This is a genomic window from Sporosarcina sp. FA9 (assembly GCF_051550205.1).
In the GTDB taxonomy this organism is placed as follows: Bacteria; Bacillota; Bacilli; order Bacillales_A; family Planococcaceae; genus Sporosarcina.
On record NZ_CP188819.1, the window covers coordinates 3,252,437 to 3,273,002 of the forward strand.

Annotated in this window: 17 protein-coding genes and 3 pseudogenes; 5 read left to right on the forward strand and 15 right to left on the reverse strand. The window is 37.0% G+C overall.

What is annotated here, in order from left to right:
- Positions 1 to 20 precede the first annotated feature (20 nt).
- The 3 genes from ACP8HH_RS16595 to ACP8HH_RS16605 form a co-directional block, all read right to left on the reverse strand.
- On the reverse strand, positions 21 to 692 hold the full coding sequence (locus ACP8HH_RS16595) for an ABC transporter ATP-binding protein (RefSeq protein ID WP_438313202.1): 672 nt from the start codon (positions 690 to 692) through the stop codon (positions 21 to 23).
- On the reverse strand, positions 692 to 1,819 hold the full coding sequence (locus tag ACP8HH_RS16600; protein ID WP_438313204.1) for an ABC transporter permease: 1,128 nt from the start codon (positions 1,817 to 1,819) through the stop codon (positions 692 to 694). The genes ACP8HH_RS16595 and ACP8HH_RS16600 overlap by 1 nt, the downstream gene beginning before the upstream one ends.
- A 336-nt stretch (positions 1,820 to 2,155) precedes the next feature.
- The gene (locus ACP8HH_RS16605) at positions 2,156 to 3,517 is read right to left on the reverse strand and encodes an FAD-containing oxidoreductase (RefSeq protein ID WP_438313206.1); all 1,362 of its coding nucleotides are present in this window, start codon (positions 3,515 to 3,517) and stop codon (positions 2,156 to 2,158) included.
- A 79-nt stretch (positions 3,518 to 3,596) separates the two neighbouring features.
- Here ACP8HH_RS16605 and ACP8HH_RS16610 point away from each other — a divergent pair, with 79 nt between their 5' ends.
- The 3 genes and pseudogenes from ACP8HH_RS16610 to ACP8HH_RS16620 all read left to right on the forward strand — a co-directional run.
- On the forward strand, positions 3,597 to 3,749 hold the full coding sequence (locus tag ACP8HH_RS16610) for a hypothetical protein (protein WP_438313208.1): 153 nt from the start codon (positions 3,597 to 3,599) through the stop codon (positions 3,747 to 3,749).
- A gap of 206 nt (positions 3,750 to 3,955) precedes the next feature.
- Positions 3,956 to 4,909, forward strand: coding sequence for a UV DNA damage repair endonuclease UvsE (gene uvsE / locus ACP8HH_RS16615; protein ID WP_438313210.1), 954 nt, complete (start codon positions 3,956 to 3,958; stop codon positions 4,907 to 4,909).
- A 32-nt stretch (positions 4,910 to 4,941) separates the two neighbouring features.
- Positions 4,942 to 5,088 (forward strand): annotated as a pseudogene (locus ACP8HH_RS16620) (UV DNA damage repair endonuclease UvsE); the annotation flags it as partial.
- A 125-nt stretch (positions 5,089 to 5,213) separates the two neighbouring features.
- Here the strand turns inward: ACP8HH_RS16620 and ACP8HH_RS16625 are convergent.
- The 5 genes and pseudogenes from ACP8HH_RS16625 to ACP8HH_RS16645 all read right to left on the reverse strand — a co-directional run bounded on the left by ACP8HH_RS16625 (position 5,214) and on the right by ACP8HH_RS16645 (position 9,149).
- Positions 5,214 to 5,561, reverse strand: a complete 348-nt coding sequence (locus ACP8HH_RS16625; RefSeq protein ID WP_438313212.1) for a hypothetical protein — start codon at positions 5,559 to 5,561, stop codon at positions 5,214 to 5,216.
- 60 nt (positions 5,562 to 5,621) lie between these two features.
- Positions 5,622 to 5,900, reverse strand: a pseudogene (locus ACP8HH_RS16630) (GntR family transcriptional regulator); the annotation flags it as partial.
- Positions 5,901 to 5,966: 66 nt separating this feature from the next.
- Positions 5,967 to 7,070: a GTP-binding protein gene (locus ACP8HH_RS16635; protein WP_438313214.1), complete on the reverse strand. Its 1,104-nt coding sequence runs from the start codon at positions 7,068 to 7,070 to the stop codon at positions 5,967 to 5,969.
- A gap of 27 nt (positions 7,071 to 7,097) precedes the next feature.
- A complete protein-coding gene (locus ACP8HH_RS16640; protein WP_438313215.1) occupies positions 7,098 to 8,171 on the reverse strand; it encodes a metal ABC transporter solute-binding protein, Zn/Mn family in 1,074 nt (357 codons plus the stop codon).
- Positions 8,172 to 8,411: 240 nt separating this feature from the next.
- The gene (locus tag ACP8HH_RS16645) at positions 8,412 to 9,149 is read right to left on the reverse strand and encodes a metal-binding protein ZinT (protein ID WP_438313217.1); all 738 of its coding nucleotides are present in this window, start codon (positions 9,147 to 9,149) and stop codon (positions 8,412 to 8,414) included.
- 413 nt (positions 9,150 to 9,562) lie between these two features.
- Between ACP8HH_RS16645 and ACP8HH_RS16650 the strand changes: the two genes are divergently transcribed.
- On the forward strand, positions 9,563 to 9,985 hold the full coding sequence (locus ACP8HH_RS16650; RefSeq protein ID WP_438313219.1) for a hypothetical protein: 423 nt from the start codon (positions 9,563 to 9,565) through the stop codon (positions 9,983 to 9,985).
- Between the two features lie 185 nt (positions 9,986 to 10,170).
- Here the strand turns inward: ACP8HH_RS16650 and ACP8HH_RS16655 are convergent.
- A pseudogene (locus ACP8HH_RS16655) lies at positions 10,171 to 10,344 on the reverse strand (IS3 family transposase); the annotation flags it as partial.
- 344 nt (positions 10,345 to 10,688) lie between these two features.
- Here ACP8HH_RS16655 and ACP8HH_RS16660 point away from each other — a divergent pair.
- Positions 10,689 to 10,907: a hypothetical protein gene (locus tag ACP8HH_RS16660; protein ID WP_438313221.1), complete on the forward strand. Its 219-nt coding sequence runs from the start codon at positions 10,689 to 10,691 to the stop codon at positions 10,905 to 10,907.
- Here the strand turns inward: ACP8HH_RS16660 and ACP8HH_RS16665 are convergent.
- From ACP8HH_RS16665 to ACP8HH_RS16690, 6 genes are all read right to left on the reverse strand, one after another.
- Positions 10,879 to 13,218, reverse strand: coding sequence for an AAA family ATPase (locus ACP8HH_RS16665; RefSeq protein WP_438313223.1), 2,340 nt, complete (start codon positions 13,216 to 13,218; stop codon positions 10,879 to 10,881). The two genes, ACP8HH_RS16660 and ACP8HH_RS16665, sit on opposite strands and share 29 nt — an antisense overlap.
- 96 nt (positions 13,219 to 13,314) lie before the next feature.
- The gene (locus tag ACP8HH_RS16670; protein WP_438313225.1) at positions 13,315 to 14,067 is read right to left on the reverse strand and encodes an abortive infection family protein; all 753 of its coding nucleotides are present in this window, start codon (positions 14,065 to 14,067) and stop codon (positions 13,315 to 13,317) included.
- Positions 14,068 to 14,202: 135 nt separating this feature from the next.
- Entirely contained in the window at positions 14,203 to 17,304 is a 3,102-nt protein-coding gene (locus ACP8HH_RS16675) for a type I restriction endonuclease subunit R (RefSeq protein ID WP_438313227.1), read from the reverse strand.
- Entirely contained in the window at positions 17,288 to 18,499 is a 1,212-nt protein-coding gene (locus tag ACP8HH_RS16680; RefSeq protein ID WP_438313229.1) for a restriction endonuclease subunit S, read from the reverse strand. Before ACP8HH_RS16680 ends, ACP8HH_RS16675 begins: the two co-directional genes overlap by 17 nt.
- Complete coding sequence (locus ACP8HH_RS16685) at positions 18,489 to 20,009, reverse strand: type I restriction-modification system subunit M (protein WP_438313231.1); 1,521 nt, start codon at positions 20,007 to 20,009, stop codon at positions 18,489 to 18,491. Before ACP8HH_RS16685 ends, ACP8HH_RS16680 begins: the two co-directional genes overlap by 11 nt.
- Before the next feature lie 316 nt (positions 20,010 to 20,325).
- The gene (locus ACP8HH_RS16690) at positions 20,326 to 20,529 is read right to left on the reverse strand and encodes a hypothetical protein (RefSeq protein ID WP_438313232.1); all 204 of its coding nucleotides are present in this window, start codon (positions 20,527 to 20,529) and stop codon (positions 20,326 to 20,328) included.
- Positions 20,530 to 20,566: the final 37 nt, after the last annotated feature.

The window sequence follows — 20,566 nt, forward strand, 5'->3', positions numbered from 1 at the left end:
CATGTCAGCTATTAATCTTTTTATTGTAACGTTAATTTACCATCTTCCATGCGGTAAACACGGTCGCAATTTGCTAGCATTCGTTCATCATGTGTTACCATAACAGCCGCTTTACCACGTGCTTTAACTTCTTTTGAAATAAGGGAAACGACCTCATTTGCACGGTTTGTATCCAATGATGCAGTAGGTTCATCGGCTAAAATAAGCGATGAATCATTCATAAATGAACGTGCGATTGCTACACGTTGACGTTCTCCTCCAGAAAGCTCGTTTGGAAATTTCCCGAACTTACTTGTCATACCAAGCCCTGTTAATAATTCTTTTGCAAAGGCTTCATCTTGTTTTGTTACTTTACCCGACATCCTTTTTATAACAAGCAAATTGTCTAATACGTTTAAATATGGCATTAGGTTAGACGTTTGTAAAATAAATCCTATTTCATGTAATCGCAAATCGGAAAGCTCTTTGTCTTTTAGTGTTGCGATATTCTTATTATTAATTTTCACTTCACCTTGCGAGGGTTTTAATAACGCACCAGCAATCGATAGAAACGTCGATTTTCCGGAACCTGATGGACCTATGATTGCTACAAATTCACCAGGCGCAACCTCCATTGATACTTGATCTAAAGCAATTATTTGAGTGTCGCCTTCTTTATATACTTTTGAGACATTTTTCATGCTTAAAGTCATTATTCAACCCTCCCTAACGCTGTTAATGGATCTATTTTTGAAATTCGACGAATAGAAAACAATGAGCTACCAACAGAAATCGCTAATAGGACGATTCCATATATAATAACTAATACAGGATCTAAATTAAATGGCATTTCCTCTGGGAACACCATAGCAGTTAAATATGTGAGACCAATTCCTATTAAAATACTAAAAAATGACAACACAAATACTTGGGACACGATTGCTTTAGCTATAAATCCATTTGAAGCACCAATTGCTTTCATCACACCAAATTGCTGTGTTTTTTGGATGGTTAGCACATAGAAAAATACTGCAATGACGAAAGCAGAAATGACAATTAAGAACACAAGCATCATCATGATTGTACCATTTTCCGCAGTATAACCTGGCATACCATTAATAGCTGAGGATTTTGTTACTACTTCAATGCCATCTAATTCTTTTTCCATTTGAATGGCATCCACATCTTTACCTAATATGGTGAATGCATTGATAGCATCTTCAACTCCATTATTTGACCCAGGTGCGGAATATTTATACTCCCGTACAAAATCCATGTTTCCAAATAGTGAAGGCAAGTGATTGAATGTCTCGTTTTTCACAAAACCAATAATTTCTGCATTTAGTTCAGAACCATCAATTGCTATCTGATCCCCAATTTCATAGCCATTTTGATTTTTTATTGTGACATTCGCAACAACCCCATTTTTAATATTCGGATCAATTGCTTTACCCTCTATTACTTCAGGATGTAAAAATGAGCCTGCTTCAATACCTAATAGAGCGGCATCTACTTTGTTCTCCCCTTCAGCAACCCCACCAATTGGCAAAATTGCAATAACTACTTGAGAAAATGGTGCAACCTCTTCTACACCTGGCTGAGCTTCAATTTCACTTTGCAGCGATTGAGATAATAATGATTTTGAGAATGTCGCACCCGCCCCTTTTTCATAAACAACATGCTCTGCTTCCCAGTTTTTAATCGTCGCGGCGCTTAGTGTAGATAATCCATTTCCTAAACCTGAAAGGATAAATACAAGCCATGCGATTAATACAATGATAAGCCCTATCATTGTAAAACGTAACTTACCATGTTTTAATTCTTTTAATGCTAAAAACATACAGTATACCTCCTTCTTTTCATTTACATTCCTCATCATAAACAAGTTATATAAACTCTATATAAACTTTCGGTACTTGAGTTGAATTAAAAGTAGAAAACAAATGAATATCTTAAAAGTCTTATTATTGTAATTACTCACTGTGTTTCAGACCCTCTTTCCATCAATTGCAATAGATGTATATTGCATAATATTTATTCTGAATTCTTCACGGATTCTCTAATAAGTTTTTATAACCCATATCTAATAATCTTCTCACACGTTTTATGACACGCAAAAAAGCGAAAAACAAGCCGGAATCATGAAGGATAGCTCATGATTCCGACCACTTCTATCTTACTCAAATTTACTAAATAAATCATTCAATCCTTCACTCATCGATGGGTGTGTGAATATCTGATCGCGTAAGAATGTGTATGGAAGTTTCGCTTCCATCGCAAGTCTGACGATATTAATCATTTCACTGGATTCTGCACAGAATAAGGTGCAACCTAAAATTTCCTTTGAATCAGGATCGATTAATGCTTTTAACATTCCATCCGTTTGTTTGATTATTTGTGATCGCGGAATCTCGCCTGCCCTCATTGTGGCGACTTTATATGAAATGCCTTTTTTCTTCGCGGCATCTTCACTAAGTCCGACATGCGATAATACGGGATCAATAAATACGGAATCAGGGATGTTTTGACGGTCTTTAAGTGTATAATTTCCTTCTCCAACGAATTGGTCGCGAACAATTCGGAAATCATCTAAGGAAATATAAGTAAATTGTGGACCACCTTTAACATCGCCCAATGCCCAAATATGTGTTGCTGTTGTTTTTAATTGGTCATCGACAATAATAGCGCCTTTATCATCGATTTCAACAGAAGTGTTCTCAAGACCAAGTCCTTCAGTATTTGGTTTTCTGCCAGTTGCAATTAAAAGGGCAGAAGCAGTTATTTCCTCCTTATTTTTTTCCTTTTCATATTGAACAGTAACAGCTCCATCTTGGTCTATGATGGATGTTGCACCACTATCCAATGTAATAGTAATTTTTTTTGCTTCTAGTACTTTTTTTACTTCCTCAGCTATATCACGATCCTCTCTTGGTAAGAAAGTAGAACCGTTATCAAGGATGGTAACCTCAGAACCAAAGTTTGCATATATAGAGGCGAACTCTAAGCCAATATAACCACCACCAATGATTGCGAGCTTTTCAGGAAGTACATCTAATTGTTGAAGTGTTGTTGATGTATAAACATGTTTACTCTCCTTGATTCCGTCAATTGGTGGAATTACAGGAAGGGAACCAGTATTAATAAAGAAGTTCTCTGCCGTTAGTTCTAATGTTTCGGTTTCAGAAATTAACTGAACCGTATGATCATCAAGGAAGCTTGCTTCAGCAGTATAGATAATTACAGTATCTTGATCTGCTAACATCTGATAGTTTTTATTGCGTAAAAGGGAAGTTAAGTCATTTTTTGATTCAATCGCATTTCGATAAAAGTCTTTTTTAGGTGCTTCAGAATATTTACGTTCATTTGATTGATAAACGAGTGATTTTGTTGGAATACAGGCAATATTGATACAGGTTCCACCGTACATCTCGGATGACTTCTCAATCATCGCCACTTGTTTTCCTTGCTGAGCGAGTGTGTTTGCTAATGTCTTTCCAGCTTTTCCGAATCCAATAATAATTGCATCATAATGTTTCATTAATTTACCATCTCCTATAATGTATATTGCCTTATATGTGGAAAATTAAACAAGATGTTTGATTGGGCTATCAACTCACATGCTGAAATGGAAAAAAAATACAGTTGAAGCAGCTTTAAAGGAAATGAAGGAGAAAAAACAATTAGATTCTACCATATACGCAAAAAAAAGTGCTCAGACTATAATCGCTTTAATTGAAGGGGGAATATTATTAATGAAGAACGAGCAATGAGAGGAAATTTTAGGTACAAGTATCGCAGTACGTCCACTTGAAATTGAAAACACTACAAACATTCTCATTTTTGTGTATACATAAATGGATTTCAGCAGATAATATACTATTGCATCTAACCTTTTCCTTACTGTTTAATATGCTCTTAGAAATTATCTGTCAAAATTGATTTCAAACTCAAAGTATTGATAAAAGGGGAAAAGTAGATGAAAATCCGGTTCGGCTATGTAGCAAATGCACTAGGCTTATGGGATGCAAGTCCATCAAAAACATTAACTTTCACACGGTATTCAACGCTTCCTAAAAACGAGAGAATGGAAAAGTTGAAATTAATAACAGCACAAAATTTGCAGCACACTAAAAGAATTTTGCATTATAATATCGCACATGAAATAGAATTATACCGATTTTCAAGCTCCCTTGTCCCATTAGCAACCCATCCCGAAGTGCTGTGGGACTTCTTAACTCCATTCAAAAACGAATGGGAAGAAATCGGAAGTTTAGTCCAACATTTTAAGCTTAGAGTAAGCTTTCACCCAAATCAATTTACACTTTTCACAAGTCAAAGAGAAGAAGTCACGACGAATGCAGTAATAAGTATGGACTATCATTTTAAGATGCTCAATGCAATGAATGCACTTGATACGGGATTAATCAATATTCATATTGGCGGAGCCTATGGGGATAAAAATAGTGCATTAAACCGTTTCCATCAAAATCTAAAAAGGTTGCCAAAGGAAATTAAGAAGCATATGACGCTAGAAAACGATGATAAAACGTATGACGTTCGGGAAACACTCATTACTTGTGAAAAGGAAAACATTCCAATGGTACTTGATTACCATCACTATATGGCGAATAACGGAGAGATTGAACTCCCTCTTTACTTACACCGTATATTGAAGACTTGGGATCACTTTAATATGGTACCGAAAGTCCATATTTCTTCACCAAAATCTGACCAAGCATATCGTTCCCATTCTGATTTTATTTCTTTAGACTTTGTCCTCCCCTTCTTAAAAATGGCAAAGGAGCTTAATCAGGACTTTGACATAATGATAGAAGCAAAACAAAAAAACCTTGCTATGCATAGACTTGTAGACGAAATAGCTGCAATTCGAGGAGTCAAACGTATTTCAGCTTCATCTGTGGAATGGTAATCGTAAATAAAACTGCTGTTGAGGTGGAATAAATGGCAATTGTACAGCTTGGTTATGTCGCAATGAGTATGCAACTTAAAAATACATCCCCATCACAAACAATGACTTTTGCCCAATTCCAAAAAATTCATAATCGGGAAGCCGCCATCCGTAAATTAGAGCGTATTGCATGTTCCAATTAATTCTAAAAAGAAGCCTATCTTGGTTCAGATAAATGAGAAATGAGATGAGAATGTAAGCAATCATGCTATATTCCCATATCTCTATTATTAAAATGCAGTCATCCACACTACTATTTTGGTTTTTATTGAGCAAGTTCTGCTTCATGAATATACAGATGATAATCCTTTTGACCTTCTCCTTGGTTTTTCAAATGTAGCTTTCCTTCATATAATGATTCTCCTGTATACAAGTCACCTATCAATAGGTTATATCCGTCATTTGTTGCATAAACGGCATATAATTTTCCGTTCATCACCTTCATATAAGGCATGTCCTCATCATTCGTATCTACTAAATCGAATGTCAGGTTTTCACCCCATTCCTCGTTTTCTATATCAAACACATAAACTTCTAAACCATTCGCTAACTGTGATGGAATAAAGATTGCAGAATCTAGGATGGCGGATGCATCACCTATAGACCCGAGCACTTCATCAGGAACAACACATTTTTGTTACACCTTTTATTTCAATCACAAATATCCCCCCATTTAATTAATGTCTCTATCGTACTTTTCCTTCACTAAATTCAAGGCATCGCTTACAGGGACATTGATTGACCGAATCGAATGAACAAACGTATCAACCGCCTCCAAAATTAATTCCTCTCTTACCATTTTCAGTACCTGCCCATCCTTCGTAATACGACTAGGTAAATTCCCCTCCGTGAAAATCAATCCTTGTTCCTCCATTTCTTTATACGCTCGTTGCACCGTATTCGGATTAATCTTAAGCTGATTCGCTAATTCCCTTCTCGACGGAATCTCCTGACTCTGTACAGGCCAATGTAATATTCACTCTCATAACTTACTCCTCCTCTATAGTTAAACTCCGATTTAAAAAACAGGTAATGGATCTATAAAACTGGTCCAATCTTGTATTAATTCTTCTTCTGTAAGTAAGCAATTGTCCAAGCCTTCCGTAATTTCCGACTGATTCATTCCAATACCAATTAAGACTAATTCATTCATCTTTTCACTGGAATCTTCATCCCAAAATCCGGCTCTTTCAATACTTAAAGATGGACCCGCTTGGGAAATTAAAACCGCGATGTCACTCCTAGTAGCTAGCCAAAGAAATCCTTTTGCACGAACAACTTCAACTGGCCATTCCAAAAGCCAATTCCTCAAGCGCTCCGGATGAAATGGTTTTTGACTCCGGTAAACAAATGATGCAATTCCATACTCTTCTGTCTCGGGAACATGCTCTTCGTTTAGCTCTTTGATCCATCCAGCACTTTGACTAGAAGTCTCAAAATCAAACAATCCCGTGTCGAGCACTTCACTCAGTGCCAGTTGGGATTGCACGGTTTCAATGACCTTCGCATCAGGATTTAGCGCGTGAAGAACCCCTTTCAACTCGCCAACCTTTTCCGAGGGAACTAAATCCGTCTTGTTCAGCAACAGCACATTGGCAAATTCAATCTGGTCAATGAGCAAATCAGCAATCTCTCGTTTATCGGCTTCTGTAGCTGCCTCTTTCCGGTCAAGCAAAGTCTCACCGGAAGTGAAATCCCGCCAAAAAGCATTGGCATCCACAACGGTAACCATCGTATCTAGCCGGCAAAGCTTCGATAAGTCAATCCCAAGTACTTCGTCTACATAAGTAAATGTCTGTGCTACCGGAACTGGCTCACTGATTCCCGAAGATTCGATGACGATGTAGTCAATATCGCCAAGAACCGCCAGCTTTTCTACTTCCAAAACTAAATCCTCTCGAAGCGTGCAGCAAATACAACCATTTTGCAGTTCCACCAATTTTTCTTCCGTGCGGGAAAAGCCTCGCTGTTTAATCAAAGAAGCATCAATATTCACTTCACTCATATCGTTGACAATGACAGCGACTTTCAGCTCATCACGATTGTGTAAAATGTGGTTCAATAAAGTCGTCTTTCCCGCACCTAAATAGCCGCTTAAGACTGTGACCGGTATCTTTTTCATCATTTCCCCCCTTTTCGTCTCCAAAAGTTATTCGTTACTCAATGCTTTCGCTAACGTTTCGATGTTGTATTCCATTAAAGATAAATAGTCTTCATTATTTTCCACATCCTCGGCTGTTAAGACACCTAGATTATGTAGCATCAGTGAATCCGCGCCGATTTCTTTTCGAATGACTTCAGTTAATTTAGAAGAGACGTTTTGTTCGAATAAAACATATTTTACATCATGCTCTTTCGCATATTCAACGAGAGAAGCCAATTGCTTTTGTGAAGGTTCACTTTGCGAGTTTAATCCGGCTACCGCAACTTGTTCAAGTCCATACGTATCAGCGATATAACCAAAAGCTGCGTGTGAGACGAAAAATGTTTTTGTGGGCACATTGGCTGCCATATCTTTAAAGTTTTGATCAAGCTCTAGTAAATCATTTTTCAATTCTTCAAAGTTTTGCTCAAATACATCCTTTTGTTCGGGAGATGCTTCGATGAGTGAATCTTTAATGATTGTTGCGAGCTCTATACTTAATATAGGTGAAATCCACACATGAGGATCGAACTCTTGGTGGTCGTGGTCATCATGCTCATGTGATTCATGTCCTTCTTCATCATGCTCATGCGATTCATGTCCTTCTTCATCATGCTCATGCGATTCATGTCCTTCTTCGCCGTGATCGTGCGAGTCGTGTCCTTCTTCGCCGTGATCGTGGTCATGCCCCTCGCCTAGCGACTCTTCTGAAATATCATCAGCCACTGCTACCATTTTGACGCGTTCGCCTTCCATCGTCTTTTCAGCATTCTCCGCAAATCCTTCAAGTCCAAGTCCGATATAAAAGAATAAATCCGAATCAGCGAGTGCGATCATATCCTTTTGCGTAGGATCAAATGTATGCTCATCTGCTCCGGGCGGATAAATAGACTGTACATCAACCGAGTCCCCACCAATCCGTTCTGTGAAATACTGGAGCGGGTAGACAGTTGTATAGACGGATAAGATGTCTTCACTAACTTGCGTTTCCACCTTTTCTTTTGCTTGCTCTTTGTTGCCGCATGCAGTGAGCAATAATAAAACAATTACTGATAAAATAGAAAGAAACCTCTTATTCATTGAACCAATTCCTCCTTCTTTCTCACAAACCGTAATGATTACGATTTGTATATTTGTTTATCATACAAGAGAGTTTTAAAATTTGCAACTGGATTTATTTTATAATGCGTACTTTTAAAAATCACAGAGAAACAGGATAAAAGAAAAAACCTATATTTAGAAGGGTTTTATCAAACATCGTTTTGAATTGTCAAACCTTATTATAAATCAACAAAAGTAATAGTTATCGTGACTCCTAATTTAATGCGCTATCATTTCGTGGACAATACCACGTCCATCCATTTCTGATGGGTAGTATGTAGGCCAATTTATGACTTCATCCAATAAAGCTTCACGATCGTTCCCCCAATACAAGTGGTAGTGATCAGCTTCAGTCGGATAGATACTATGATCACTAAATTGAATATACTTGGGAAGTCCTTCAGCTTCTTCCGCTAGTATAAATATATATCTTACTCCTCTATTTCCCGCATCATATGTGAGTATTTCGTATCCATCATAAATATACTTACCTGAAGCTTCTTCTCCATTTTTGAAAAACGTTACTGTATCCTCTTTCATCACGATACGATACACATCCGTTTGATACCCTATATTATAATATTCTTTATACTCCTCCGCTGTCATATCACCATGTTCTGCTTTATGAGCAAATACCTCATCAAGTGTTCCATCTTGTAGATATGGGTAGACAGATTGCCAGTCTCCTTTCCAATCGGAAAGTGAACGATCCTTCACTTGACTGTCTTCAAAATAGCCTTTGTAAATTTGTTCTGTTTCGTCATCATGTGAATGACTGTGATTGTGTTCACTTGCAGATGTTTGCTCTTTCGTTTCAGAAGAGCCTTCCGCAACTGATGAGGATGATGCTCTTTCATTCTCAGTAGACTCGTTTTCGGTTGAACCTGAAGTCTGACACCCTACGAGTAGTAAACTGATAACTAATGCACTTAACCCTGTTGTAAATGAAATCTTCATTGATAACACTCCTTCTTCTTAATCGTAATCGCAATGGTTACGGTTTATAACTATATATATACATACTGTCAACGTCAAGCTAAAATGTGCCGAATGAAAGATTTTTTATCATTGAAACACGAAAAGCCCCTTTCAAGTCTAATACTAGACTTGAAAGGGGCTTCCCAGATTTACGATTAAATTACATCATGCCGCCCATAAGCTCCCCACGAAAACTATCTGAAATAGCTATTAAGAAACTCGTACAAATCAACATTTCAAAGGCAATCAGAAAATACCGTCAAATAGTTTCATAATCTTTCATGACCAAAAAAATGACCGTGTGTGTGACCACAGATTATAAAATTACAAATATAGATATTCCCCTTTTTCTATTATCAAGTATAATCAAACTTACGAGAGGATTGATTACCATGATCACAAAACATCAATTTCGAACACGTGTGAAAAATATTAACTATGACTACTTGGAAAATCATCAAATAATAAATGACTTCAGTAATATTGGCGAAGCACTTGACGCTATTTTACAAGAGCATAAAGAGTTGTCGAAAAATGATTGGAGTCTGCAATACATTTCACATACCGTCGCAACTCAAGTAAATGACACTCTTTCCACAGAAATAAATCGGGTTCGTCTTGGTACGAATAATATTGATCGCAACACACAAATATTAACGGAATTACTACAGGGTTTTATGCAATCACAAAACGTGCAACATATTATACCAACTAATAAGTTTAAACCATCGTTTTTAATTGATACCGAAAAACTTGTAGAAGAACGAATTAATACAATGAAACAAAAGAAAGACTCCAAAAGATATAAGACATGATTAATTTTATTTATAGTCGATTAAATAAAATGGATGAAGGATGCTGATTATGAAAGTGTTCTTGACTTATGTAATAAATTTTAAAAGCTAGTAAAAACAACAGCACAAAATCAAAAATAGAATAAATAAAAAGGAAGTGCTTCATCCCAATAAATGTCGTGACCCCTAAAAGTTAGAGTTTTATATTAAGCAGCTAATTGGCTGGTGTGTAGACGGTATTGAACCGGACTCATGCCAGCTAATTTTTGTTTAATACGTTTGTTATTATAATAATAAATGTAAGACTCAATATCTTTTTTTAACTCCTTGTATGTGCGAAGTGTAACGCCATAATACATCTCCTGTTTCAATAGACCAAAACCTTATGTGGATGGGGCACTTTTATATTTATGTTTCATCTTGATTACCGATATTTAGTGAGAAGAGCATAAGGGAAATGTGCCCCCACTTTCAGTGTGGGATCAGGCAGAGCCTGATATTTCGATGGGGTCATATTTTTCTATAGTGTCACAGGCGAGTGACAAAATAATGATATACTGTCACGGCCCGGTGACAAATTTCAAAATCTTGATATCATCAAAACACTAGGCTCTGCCTTGTCTATCACACGAAGTGATAGCAGTTTCCCCTTATGCTCTTTCTAACTATTTTCATGTGTCTACACCCATATTGTTTTTTGTTATTAGAAAAAGGAGATGAGATAATGGAAATTAGAATCAAAGACGTTGATCCCATAATCGTATGTAAGATTGATGAAATGGCGAAGAAATTAAATCAATCAAGGCAAATATATTTAAATGCACGGATTGAATTAATAGCTATCGATTACATTCAAAGTACAAAGATGGATCATTTAGAAAAGGAGATGCAAGCAAACACGATATATTTTTTCTTTATAATTTCAAATAAACCATATCTATAGTTTCCCTTAAAAATGTAGTTAACTCCCTACCTGTAAGATCTTGTTCGCTATGTGCTGTTTCTATACTGCCATGATGAGGTGCTATAGAAAATTCGTTTAGTTCCCTTAATTCTTTAATGACCTCTTCTTTATCTTCTTTAAATTTACAATCCGAGACTTCAAGAAGATTAATCATACTACCTAACCCTTCTTTGTTTGAAAGAGGCCCAATTTTTTTCCCATCACTACCTTGATATTCATTTCTTAAATATCTTCTATACCGAAACTTGAGACTATCTTCTAATACTAATCTAATATGCCCTTGCAAATAACTTATGGGTATTGAATAGTTAGGCTCGTCGCAAAAGTCTTCTATTTCTTGGATACTAGTGAAGTATGGGTGGTCAATTAATCTATCTATATCTTGGCGGTTTAATACATCAAGTCCTCCATTTATTTTTATCGACATCATCTTGGGAGCAATCTTTTTATAAATTTCAATAATAAAGTTCTTATTATGACTTAGAATAAAAGTTTGTTTTGCCTTTTTTCCCATTTCAATTACTTTATTCACCGTTTTCTTTCTTCTGTCACTATCAAAACTAGACAATGGATCATCAAATACAATAATTTTCTCTCCTATATTATTGTCGATTTCTAACTTAGCCATAAAGAATGAAAGTGCAAGCGTACTCCTATCACCATCGCTTAAAGCCTTTTCAGCTCTAATTTTATTTTTCGATTTATTAAATGTTACTTCCTCTCCTTTCAATTTAAGAACATAGCTAATTGATGGATCTTTACTAGTACCCACGATTGAACTTTTTATCTGCTCCATCTCATATGGCGTAGAAAATTGTCTTAAATAGTTATTAATTCCATCGCCATACTTTTTGAAAACCTCTTCAGAGTATTCTTTCAACTCTTTTTGCAATTGCACATTCAAATCATTCGTTCTTTCTATATAACTTTCAATGTCTTTATATTCTATACACATTTGTTTCATAGGATTTTTATATCTATTTTCTACTTCTAAGAGTGTTTCATGTTCTCCACCAAGCAATTCTAAATCTCTCACTTGTTTTTTCAATTTATCGACTTCATTATTGGCAACTATTAATTGAACGTTAACAGCTTGAATTATCTGGTTAGTGAGGTTTAACTCTTCCTCTAATTTATCTATATTGTCGGTTGCGATTTTATTTATTGGATTTTTACTTTTCCTATCAAAATCGTCGCAAACATAGTTATATAATCCTTCCATATCAATACTTATATCCAAATTCAATTTTATATCCGTTTGTATTAAGGGGCTCCAAAAACTCAGTAATCTCACATTTTCAAGATTTACAGAATTTACTTTTTCGATTTCCAACATAATGTTATATCCTTTTAAAACAGATATTTGTTTTAAACTCTTTTCTGTTAATTCATTATACTCAGCATTAAAAAAGTGCCTATATGAAGTGATTAGGCTTTCAACCGTACTAACACTTTGTCTACAAAAAGGGCATTCTTTTCTATCGTGATTATATAATTGGTACCCTTCTTTTAACCACTCTTCAGGATTGTTGTCTCCTTCTTCTGTTTCTAATGATTGTATATGTACTTGAACCGTTTCAATATACTTTTGATCAATATCCTCCACCGTCATGCCTAGCACAGATTTACAATCAGCAAAATCCAGAGGTATATTAATTTCTGGTAATTGTCGGAAGACATCCATTCTTTTAATTTCATCTTGCTTCTTTGTTATCTCTATTTCAATTTCTTTCTTTTTAATTTTACTTTCAATATCCGCATCAATTTCTAAGCTCATATATGATTTAAAGTCATGTTTCTTAGTATTTTTACTTATTTCTCTTTTCAATTCATTATTACCTTTTCTAAGTTCAATAATTCTTTCTTTTATGAACGAAATGTTTTTTGCAATATCAACTCCCTTTTCCCCTAAAACAAATCTATGTAATTGCTTATTATGAGACAAAGAGTTATCGAATCCTGAAAAAACATTATTATTAATAAAAAAAGTATCAAAAATTTCAATATTGGGTAAATTTTTATTCCAGACCCCATTTTTAAAGTCATGTTTTTCATCAGCTAATATCTCTACCCTTTGTTCATCTTCATAACCTATTGTTTTTCTATCAGTTATTATTTTTCCGTTTCCATTTTTAAGTGATTTAAGAATAGCAGTTAAGGTTGTTTTTCCACTCCCATTGTTCGCATAGATTAAATTTACTTTTTCCAACATTACATTACCTATCATTTCGCTTGCATTAAAGTTTTCATAATTCCCAACACCTTTTATAGCTATAAATTTTTTAATCATAGAATTCCCGCCCCCCGGTTTATTACTTTCGAGTTACTAAAAACTTTACTACTTAATAAATCTCAGTACTATTCTTGTGAATGCCTTTAACATGGATTACTCCTTGTCTAGTCTTTCTTCCCACGTTGATATCAAAAATTCAGTCATTGCACCAGCCATATTAACAGCCATTACGGCGTGTCGGGATGAAGGCTTGTATACTTTTATTCCTTTCCCATGCGCATCCCCAAGTTGATTCCGAACGGATCCTAATCCATTCACAATAGAAACACAACCACCAAGTATTTGCTTGAAAACTTCCTCAGTATGTTCACTCGGAGCTAAGTTTAAAACCTTTTGAACACTTTTATATAATTGCGGAAGATCTGCACTGTCTTTATAAGGTTCATTTGCGTGATCTAAAATATGTTTGCAAGTTGATTCAATTAAGGTTCTCGCCATTGAGATTGCTCTCTCTGGGTCATCATTTCTGCTACTCAATGCTTTGTCCCAGTTTTCCTTCACGTAAGCATATCCATCTTTATGAGTTAAAGTATTAGATACAATTTCGTCCAAAGGCGATTCAATAAGATCCATTTCTTCTAAGTAGTTAAGTACTTCCAAGAACTCATTCCTAAGGTAATCTCTTCTACCCTGATAATTAGGTGACACTTCTTTAATATGTCCCCAGTACTCATCAAGGCTACGGCAATTTCTCAAAAAGCGAGGTAACTTATTCTTTAAGTAGTCATTTTGTAATAGACTTTTTCTTAGCGACTTATATTCAACATCATTTGCAGTACCACCTGTAGCTCTAGCCATTAAAACACTTTTCATAATCTCAACTTCATTAATATTAGATTCGGACATGCCAGACTCCTTTTAAGTTATTTGATCATGAATTTATGCCAGGCTCCATTAAAAAAATCAGGGTTGCATTGGAATCCGGCATATTTTCTAATAAATATATTTAGACTGCCACCATGGAAGAATCAAATAATACTATTAAATACGCGCATTCCCTGCCATCAATTCAGCCTGTTTCACAACAGTCTCCACCGCTATCTTCTGCAAGTCAGGTGGATAGCCATACTTCTTCAACAATCTCCGAACCGTGATCCTCATCTTGGCTCTCGCTGAATCACGTAGATTCCAGTCAATACTCATATTCTCTTTAATCGCTTTTGTTAGTTCGTGTGCAATCACTTTCAATATATCGTCGCCTAGCACCTGTTCTGCTGTGTCGTGCGAGGCTAACGCATCGTAAAAGGCGACTTCTTCTTGAATTAAATCGGATCCTTCGCCTGCTTTATACGAGTCATTCATCTCTTTTGCAAGTTCAATCAGTTCTTCAATGACTTTCGATGTTTCGATGGCGCGTTTATTGTATTTGTTAATCGCTGCATTAAGCATATCGGTAAATTTCTTCGCTTTTACAAGGTTCGTCCTTTGAACGCTTTTCACTTTACCTTGCAACAAGCGATTTAACAGCTCCACCGCCAAATTTTTCTGTGGCAGTGCTTTCACTTCCTCTAAAAACTCATCAGACAAAATGGAGATATCCGGGTTATCGAGACCAAGTGATGAATAGATATCGATAACTTCATCTGAAATAACTGATTTTGAGATGAGTTGATTCAATTGAGCATCAACTTGTGATGAGGTTTTCTTTCCACCATCGGTTGGAATCAATTTCACAAGCCCAGCTTTCACCGCTTTGAAGAATCCGATTTCTGCATTCAATTCTTCTGCTTCAGGTTCCGTTGCACATAGAGCAAATGCTTTTGCGAGTTCAGTCACAACTTTCAAGAATCGTTTCTTTTCGTCTTCACCAAGTCCAATGACAAAATCCATTGTTTCCGTTATCGCCTTCATACGCTCTGTTGCTTTATCCGAATGAAACTTGTCGTAATCGTGTTTATATAGCATCTCTTGGATAATTTCGAACTTCTCAAGTAACACATCTACCGCAAGGGATGTATCAATTCCAGCCGTATCACGATCCGAATCGGTATACTGTTTCAATGCTTCTTTTAAGCTGTCCGCAATGCCGATATAGTCAACAATGAGACCACCTGGCTTGTCCTTGAATACTCGATTTACTCGTGCAATTGCTTGCATCAAGTTATGTCCGCGCATTGGCTTGTCAATATACATAGTGCTTAATGACGGGACATCAAACCCAGTGAGCCACATGTCACGAACAATGACAATTTTAAGTTCATCATTATTATCTTTCATACGTCGGGCCAGTTGGTCACGTCGTTTTTTATTCCCAATGAATTGCTGCCAATGCTCAGGATCACTTGAAGTACCCGTCATGACAATTTTAATAACACCTTCATCGTCTTCATTTGAATGCCAATTCGGGCGCAGTTTCACAATTTCTGCATAAAGATTGATTGCAATACGGCGAGACATCACAACAATCATCGACTTCCCAAACATTGCTTTCTGCCGAGACTCATAATGACTTACGATATCCTCAGCAAGCCTTTTCAGACGTTGTTCTGCACCCGCGAGTGCTTCAAGTCGCGACCATTTAGATTTCAGCCTTTCCTGGTCTGACTCCTCTTGGAATTCAGTTATTTCATCATACTCGTCATCGATATCTAACCCTTCTGGCAAATCAAGTCTCAAAATCCGGCTTTCATAATAAATTTTCACAGTTGAACCATCTTCAACTGCCTGTGTCATGTCATAAATATCGATGTAATTCCCGAAAACGGCTGGCGTATTTTTATCGGATGATTCAACAGGCGTACCCGTGAAACCAACGAATGATGCATTCGGAAGCGCATCACGCATATATTTTGCATAACCGTATTTCGTTAAAACATCCTCATCCGTCTTCGTCACTTCCGCTTGGAAACCGTATTGCGTCCGATGCGCCTCGTCCGCCATCACAATGACATTTCGGCGCATTGTAAGTGCATCCATATGTGTAAGCCCTTCTTCAGGCGCAAACTTCTGTAGCGTGGTGAAAATGATGCCACCCGATTCTACAGACAATAAATGCTTCAAATCACTTCTACTATCTGCTTGTTTCGGCGTTTGACGTAACAGCTCACTTGACATCGAAAACGTATTAAACAGCTGATCATCCAAATCATTCCGATCTGTTAGCATAACAATCGTTGGGTTGTTCATCTCAAGGACAAGCTTTCCTGTGTAAAAGACCATCGATAAACTTTTCCCGGATCCTTGCGTATGCCAAATAACACCAATTTTTCGGTCACCTGTTTCAGCTGCCGCACGTTTCGCTTCGACAACTGCTTTATTAACCGCATGATATTGGTGGTACGCTGCAAGTATTTTAAATGTCTTCTCACCGTCTGTTTGAAATACGATGAAGTGTCGAAGTAAATCAAGAAACACCCGTGGTTCGAACATGCCTTGAATAAGCACCTCAAGCTGTGGGATTGTTGAAGGCGCAATTGTTTCTCCGTCAACCGTCCGCCACATCATAAAGCGTTCCTCATTCGCAGTTAAAGAACCCGCACGTGCATTTACCCCGTCACTCGTCACTAAAAAAGCATTATATTGGAATAAAGAAGGAATCGCTGATTTATATGTTTGAAGTTGGTTATACGCTTCAGAAATACCTACCTGCTCGTCTGTAGAGTTTTTCAATTCAATCACAACCAAAGGCAAGCCATTTACAAATACAACAACATCAGGACGTTTGTTAGTATTTCCTTCAATAACCGTTAATTGATTCACCGCAAGAAAGTTGTTGTTTGAAGGGTTTTCAAAATCAAATAAATATAACTTTTCAACTGTATTTCGTCCATCCTTCGTACGCACTTCCACATCGACGCCATCTGTAACATACTTTTGAAAAATCCGATTGTTAATCATTAAATTCGGTGACTGCACCATCGTAACGAGTTGTACTGCACGCGAAATCGACTCCATCGATGCACCCGAATTAATCCGCATGAGCGCATCTTCAAGTCGTCCATGCAACACAACATCCGCATAACTATCCCGTTCAGGTGATTCACCGTCAACCGCAATTACCGGCCCAGTTGTAACTTCATAGCCAAGATTCCCAAGCCACTCGAGTGCAGCTTGTTCAAGGTCGTCTTCATGTAATTGGTACACGTTCCGTCACCTCGGTTTCGTCTGGAAGTTCGATTTCTCCTGAGAGGAGTTTTGGGAGTAGGGTATCGCGTAATTGAATAAGTGCTTGGTTCTGTTGTTGGGTCTTCCAGCTCAGGTCAGATTTTTTTGCAACAATACTTGATAGTTGAATTAATTCTCTTTCCAATGGAATCAACAATTTAATTGATAGGATATCAATTGGTTTTATGGATGGATAGGTACTGGTACTTTGCTCGGCTAATGATTGTAGTTTTTGAGTGATTTCATTTTGTGTAAGCCATATATAAACCAAGTCATTGGAATATGAAGTTTTGCTTGTCAAAACTACAAATCCGGTCGATACAAGCATATTCTCTTTGGGCTCTTTAATAATCCCATAATGATGTTGGTTTGGCCTGACAGTTGAATATACAATATCATTTTCCTTAACTATTCTTTTCGCTCGACTTGGAATTTTATCCTTGCCGGTATATAGCTTTCTTATTTCACCAATTTGGTTTCTAGTGATGCTTCCGGTATCAAGATAATTTACGTATTTCCACTTATCTTTACTAGACTTACTTTCTTTATTAGCATCACAAACCTCCCCAAGTGTTGCTACTCTCCACCCTTTTGGTATCAGCCCAAATTCACTTTCCACCATTTCCCCACCGCTAGATTTATGCGGTTCGCCGTTTTCATTTGGAAACTCAAAATCCACAAACCAGCGTTTGAATACCGTCTGAGCGAGTTGTTCGAGATTAGATATAACTTGGTTATTCAAAAATATTTTATCGTCAATATTCTTTAAAAACTTTCCAATTCTCTTTTGAATTTCATACCTAGGCAACATTAATGGAATAGAATTCAATATAGATTGATTTATTAATGGTTGCGCTGAACCAGAGGAATATTCATTAATTCTTTTTGTTATCAAAAGATAATATAAATAACAAACATCGGTTGATTCTTTGGGTACTATGGATATTGCATTATCCGATACCCAAAAATCTCCAGCCGAGAATATCACTGAGCCACAATTAGCTCCAACACGACCAATTACAATTGAATCTTTCTGGATATAAGATTCGTCTGTATATCCAATTACTCCGTTTGATCCGAATATGGGATATTTACCGGTTTCCCTTTTTGTCTTTGGTTTTTTCCCATTTTTAATAACGGCTATTTCTTTTAAAAACACTTCTTCAAACTCCATAGCCAATCCCCTCCAACGCTTTGCGGATTTGGTCTTCTAATTTCTTCGATTTAATAAACTGCTCTGCCAATTCACTTGTAAGGCGATCCATCTTCTCTTCAAATGGTTCGCTGTCTTCTTCCGCTGCTTCGAGCCCTACATAACGACCCGGCGTAAGAATATATTCATGTTCTCGCACTTCATCCAACTTCGAAACTTTACAGAAGCCTGCGACATCTTCATAGTCCAGATCATTTGTGCCGCGCCATGCGTGGTAGACATCCGCAATTTGATTAATATCTTCGGGTGAAAACTCCTTCAATGTACGTGTTGCCATTGAACCTATTTTTCTTGCGTCAATAAAGAGAATCTCGCCTTGACGCTCTTTTTTGCCATTCTTCGCTTTATTACGTGTTAGGAACCATATACAAACAGGTATCTGTGTTGAATAAAATAATTGCCCCGGTAATGTAACAATACATTCCACTAGGTCTTGTTCAACTAGGTTTTTCCGTATTTCTAATTCTGCAACTGTACTTGTCGACATAGAACCGTTTGCAAGAACGAATCCTGCTGTTCCAGATGGCGCAAGTTTGGATACCATATGTTGAATCCATGCATAGTTCGCGTTTCCTACTGGTGGTGTTCCATATTGCCAACGGACGTCTTCGCGTAGCTTTTCCCCGCCCCAGTCACTTATATTGAATGGTGGGTTTGCGATGATATAGTCTGCTTTCAATCCTTTATGTAAGTCGTTATGGAATGTATCCGCATTGTGATCCCCGATATTGCTATCAATTCCACGGATGGCAAGGTTCATTTTCGCGAGCTTCCAAGTTGTCGGGTTTGATTCCTGACCGTAAACTGCAATATCTCCAAGTTTTCCGGCATGTTCTTCTACAAACTTTTCACTCTGTACGAACATTCCCCCTGATCCGCAGCATGGGTCATAAACGCGACCTTTGTAAGGTTCAAGCATTTGAACGAGTAATTTAACAATGGAAGTTGGCGTATAGAATTCCCCGCCGCCTTTTCCTTCTGCACTTGCAAATTTACCAAGGAAGTACTCATATACGCGACCTAACACGTCTTGCGAACGACTTTCTTTATCTCCAACTTTGAATGAGAACAGGTCAATCGTTTCACCAAGTCTTGTCTTATCGAGTGCAGGACGGGCATAATCTTTCGGCAGAACACCCCGTAATGATTCGTTTTCTTTTTCAACGGCAATCATTGCACTATCTATTATTTGTCCAATTTCAGGTTTTTTCGCATTTTCTTTGATGAATGTCCAACGTGCTTCTTTTGGTACCCAGAAAATATTCTCCGCCAAGTACTCATCCTTATCTTCCGCATCCGCCCATTCATCCGCTAATAGTTCCGCGTGCTTCTCCTCGAATGCATCCGAAACATATTTAATGAATAATAACCCTAATACGACATGTTTATATTCAGACGAATCCATGCTCCCACGAAGCTTGTCCGCCATAAGCCATAAATCTTCTTCAAATCCAATATTTGCTGTAGCCATGATATATCCCTCTTTCTATTCGTAATGCTAATGATCCATAAAATTCTGTGTTTATTTACAATCAAATACTACTTACTTCTATATATAGTATATCTGAATGATGTAACTTTTGTAGCTTTGTATACAAATACCTACAGGTAGTACTCTATTTACGGCAAAAAGGTTACACACAACAATGAGAACGTCATCATGCATAACCTTTTTTTTCTAACAACTCACTATTAAATTTTCATTCACATACAAATTTTATTTCATTGAAAATGCCCGTACCTTCGCGTTGTTTTATTTTAAAAGTATTATTAGAAAAAAGTAAGCGTTACACTTGTGCATTTGTATAGGTCACTATTTCATCCTCCCCTGAAGAGATCATCAAGGAGTTCCAACTATCGGTGTGCTGGCTCCCTGTTAAGTTCCCCCTTTGCTTTCCTGTTTTATTGACATACTGATAAATAATCAGTTGAATATCTTTAACGTCACTAATTCCATTCGTATCATCAAGGATTTGATTTTGATTTCCCAATGGACGTGCTTGAAATTCGTGATTATGTACAAAAGAT

Excerpts from the sequence above, each read along its gene's own strand:
- ACP8HH_RS16595 (WP_438313202.1), bottom strand. The coding sequence starts at position 692 with ATGACTTTAAGCATGAAAAATGTCTCAAAAGTATATAAAGAAGGCGAC.
- ACP8HH_RS16600 (WP_438313204.1), bottom strand. The coding sequence starts at position 1,819 with ATGTTTTTAGCATTAAAAGAATTAAAACATGGTAAGTTACGTTTTACA.
- ACP8HH_RS16605 (WP_438313206.1), bottom strand. The coding sequence starts at position 3,517 with ATGAAACATTATGATGCAATTATTATTGGATTCGGAAAAGCTGGAAAG.
- ACP8HH_RS16610 (WP_438313208.1), top strand. The coding sequence starts at position 3,597 with ATGCTGAAATGGAAAAAAAATACAGTTGAAGCAGCTTTAAAGGAAATG.
- uvsE (WP_438313210.1), top strand. The coding sequence starts at position 3,956 with ATGAAAATCCGGTTCGGCTATGTAGCAAATGCACTAGGCTTATGGGAT.
- ACP8HH_RS16635 (WP_438313214.1), bottom strand. The coding sequence starts at position 7,070 with ATGAAAAAGATACCGGTCACAGTCTTAAGCGGCTATTTAGGTGCGGGA.
- ACP8HH_RS16640 (WP_438313215.1), bottom strand. The coding sequence starts at position 8,171 with ATGAATAAGAGGTTTCTTTCTATTTTATCAGTAATTGTTTTATTATTG.
- ACP8HH_RS16645 (WP_438313217.1), bottom strand. The coding sequence starts at position 9,149 with ATGAAGATTTCATTTACAACAGGGTTAAGTGCATTAGTTATCAGTTTA.
- ACP8HH_RS16650 (WP_438313219.1), top strand. The coding sequence starts at position 9,563 with ATGATCACAAAACATCAATTTCGAACACGTGTGAAAAATATTAACTAT.
- ACP8HH_RS16660 (WP_438313221.1), top strand. The coding sequence starts at position 10,689 with ATGGAAATTAGAATCAAAGACGTTGATCCCATAATCGTATGTAAGATT.
- ACP8HH_RS16665 (WP_438313223.1), bottom strand. The coding sequence starts at position 13,218 with ATGATTAAAAAATTTATAGCTATAAAAGGTGTTGGGAATTATGAAAAC.
- ACP8HH_RS16670 (WP_438313225.1), bottom strand. The coding sequence starts at position 14,067 with ATGTCCGAATCTAATATTAATGAAGTTGAGATTATGAAAAGTGTTTTA.
- ACP8HH_RS16680 (WP_438313229.1), bottom strand. The coding sequence starts at position 18,499 with ATGGAGTTTGAAGAAGTGTTTTTAAAAGAAATAGCCGTTATTAAAAAT.
- ACP8HH_RS16685 (WP_438313231.1), bottom strand. The coding sequence starts at position 20,009 with ATGGCTACAGCAAATATTGGATTTGAAGAAGATTTATGGCTTATGGCG.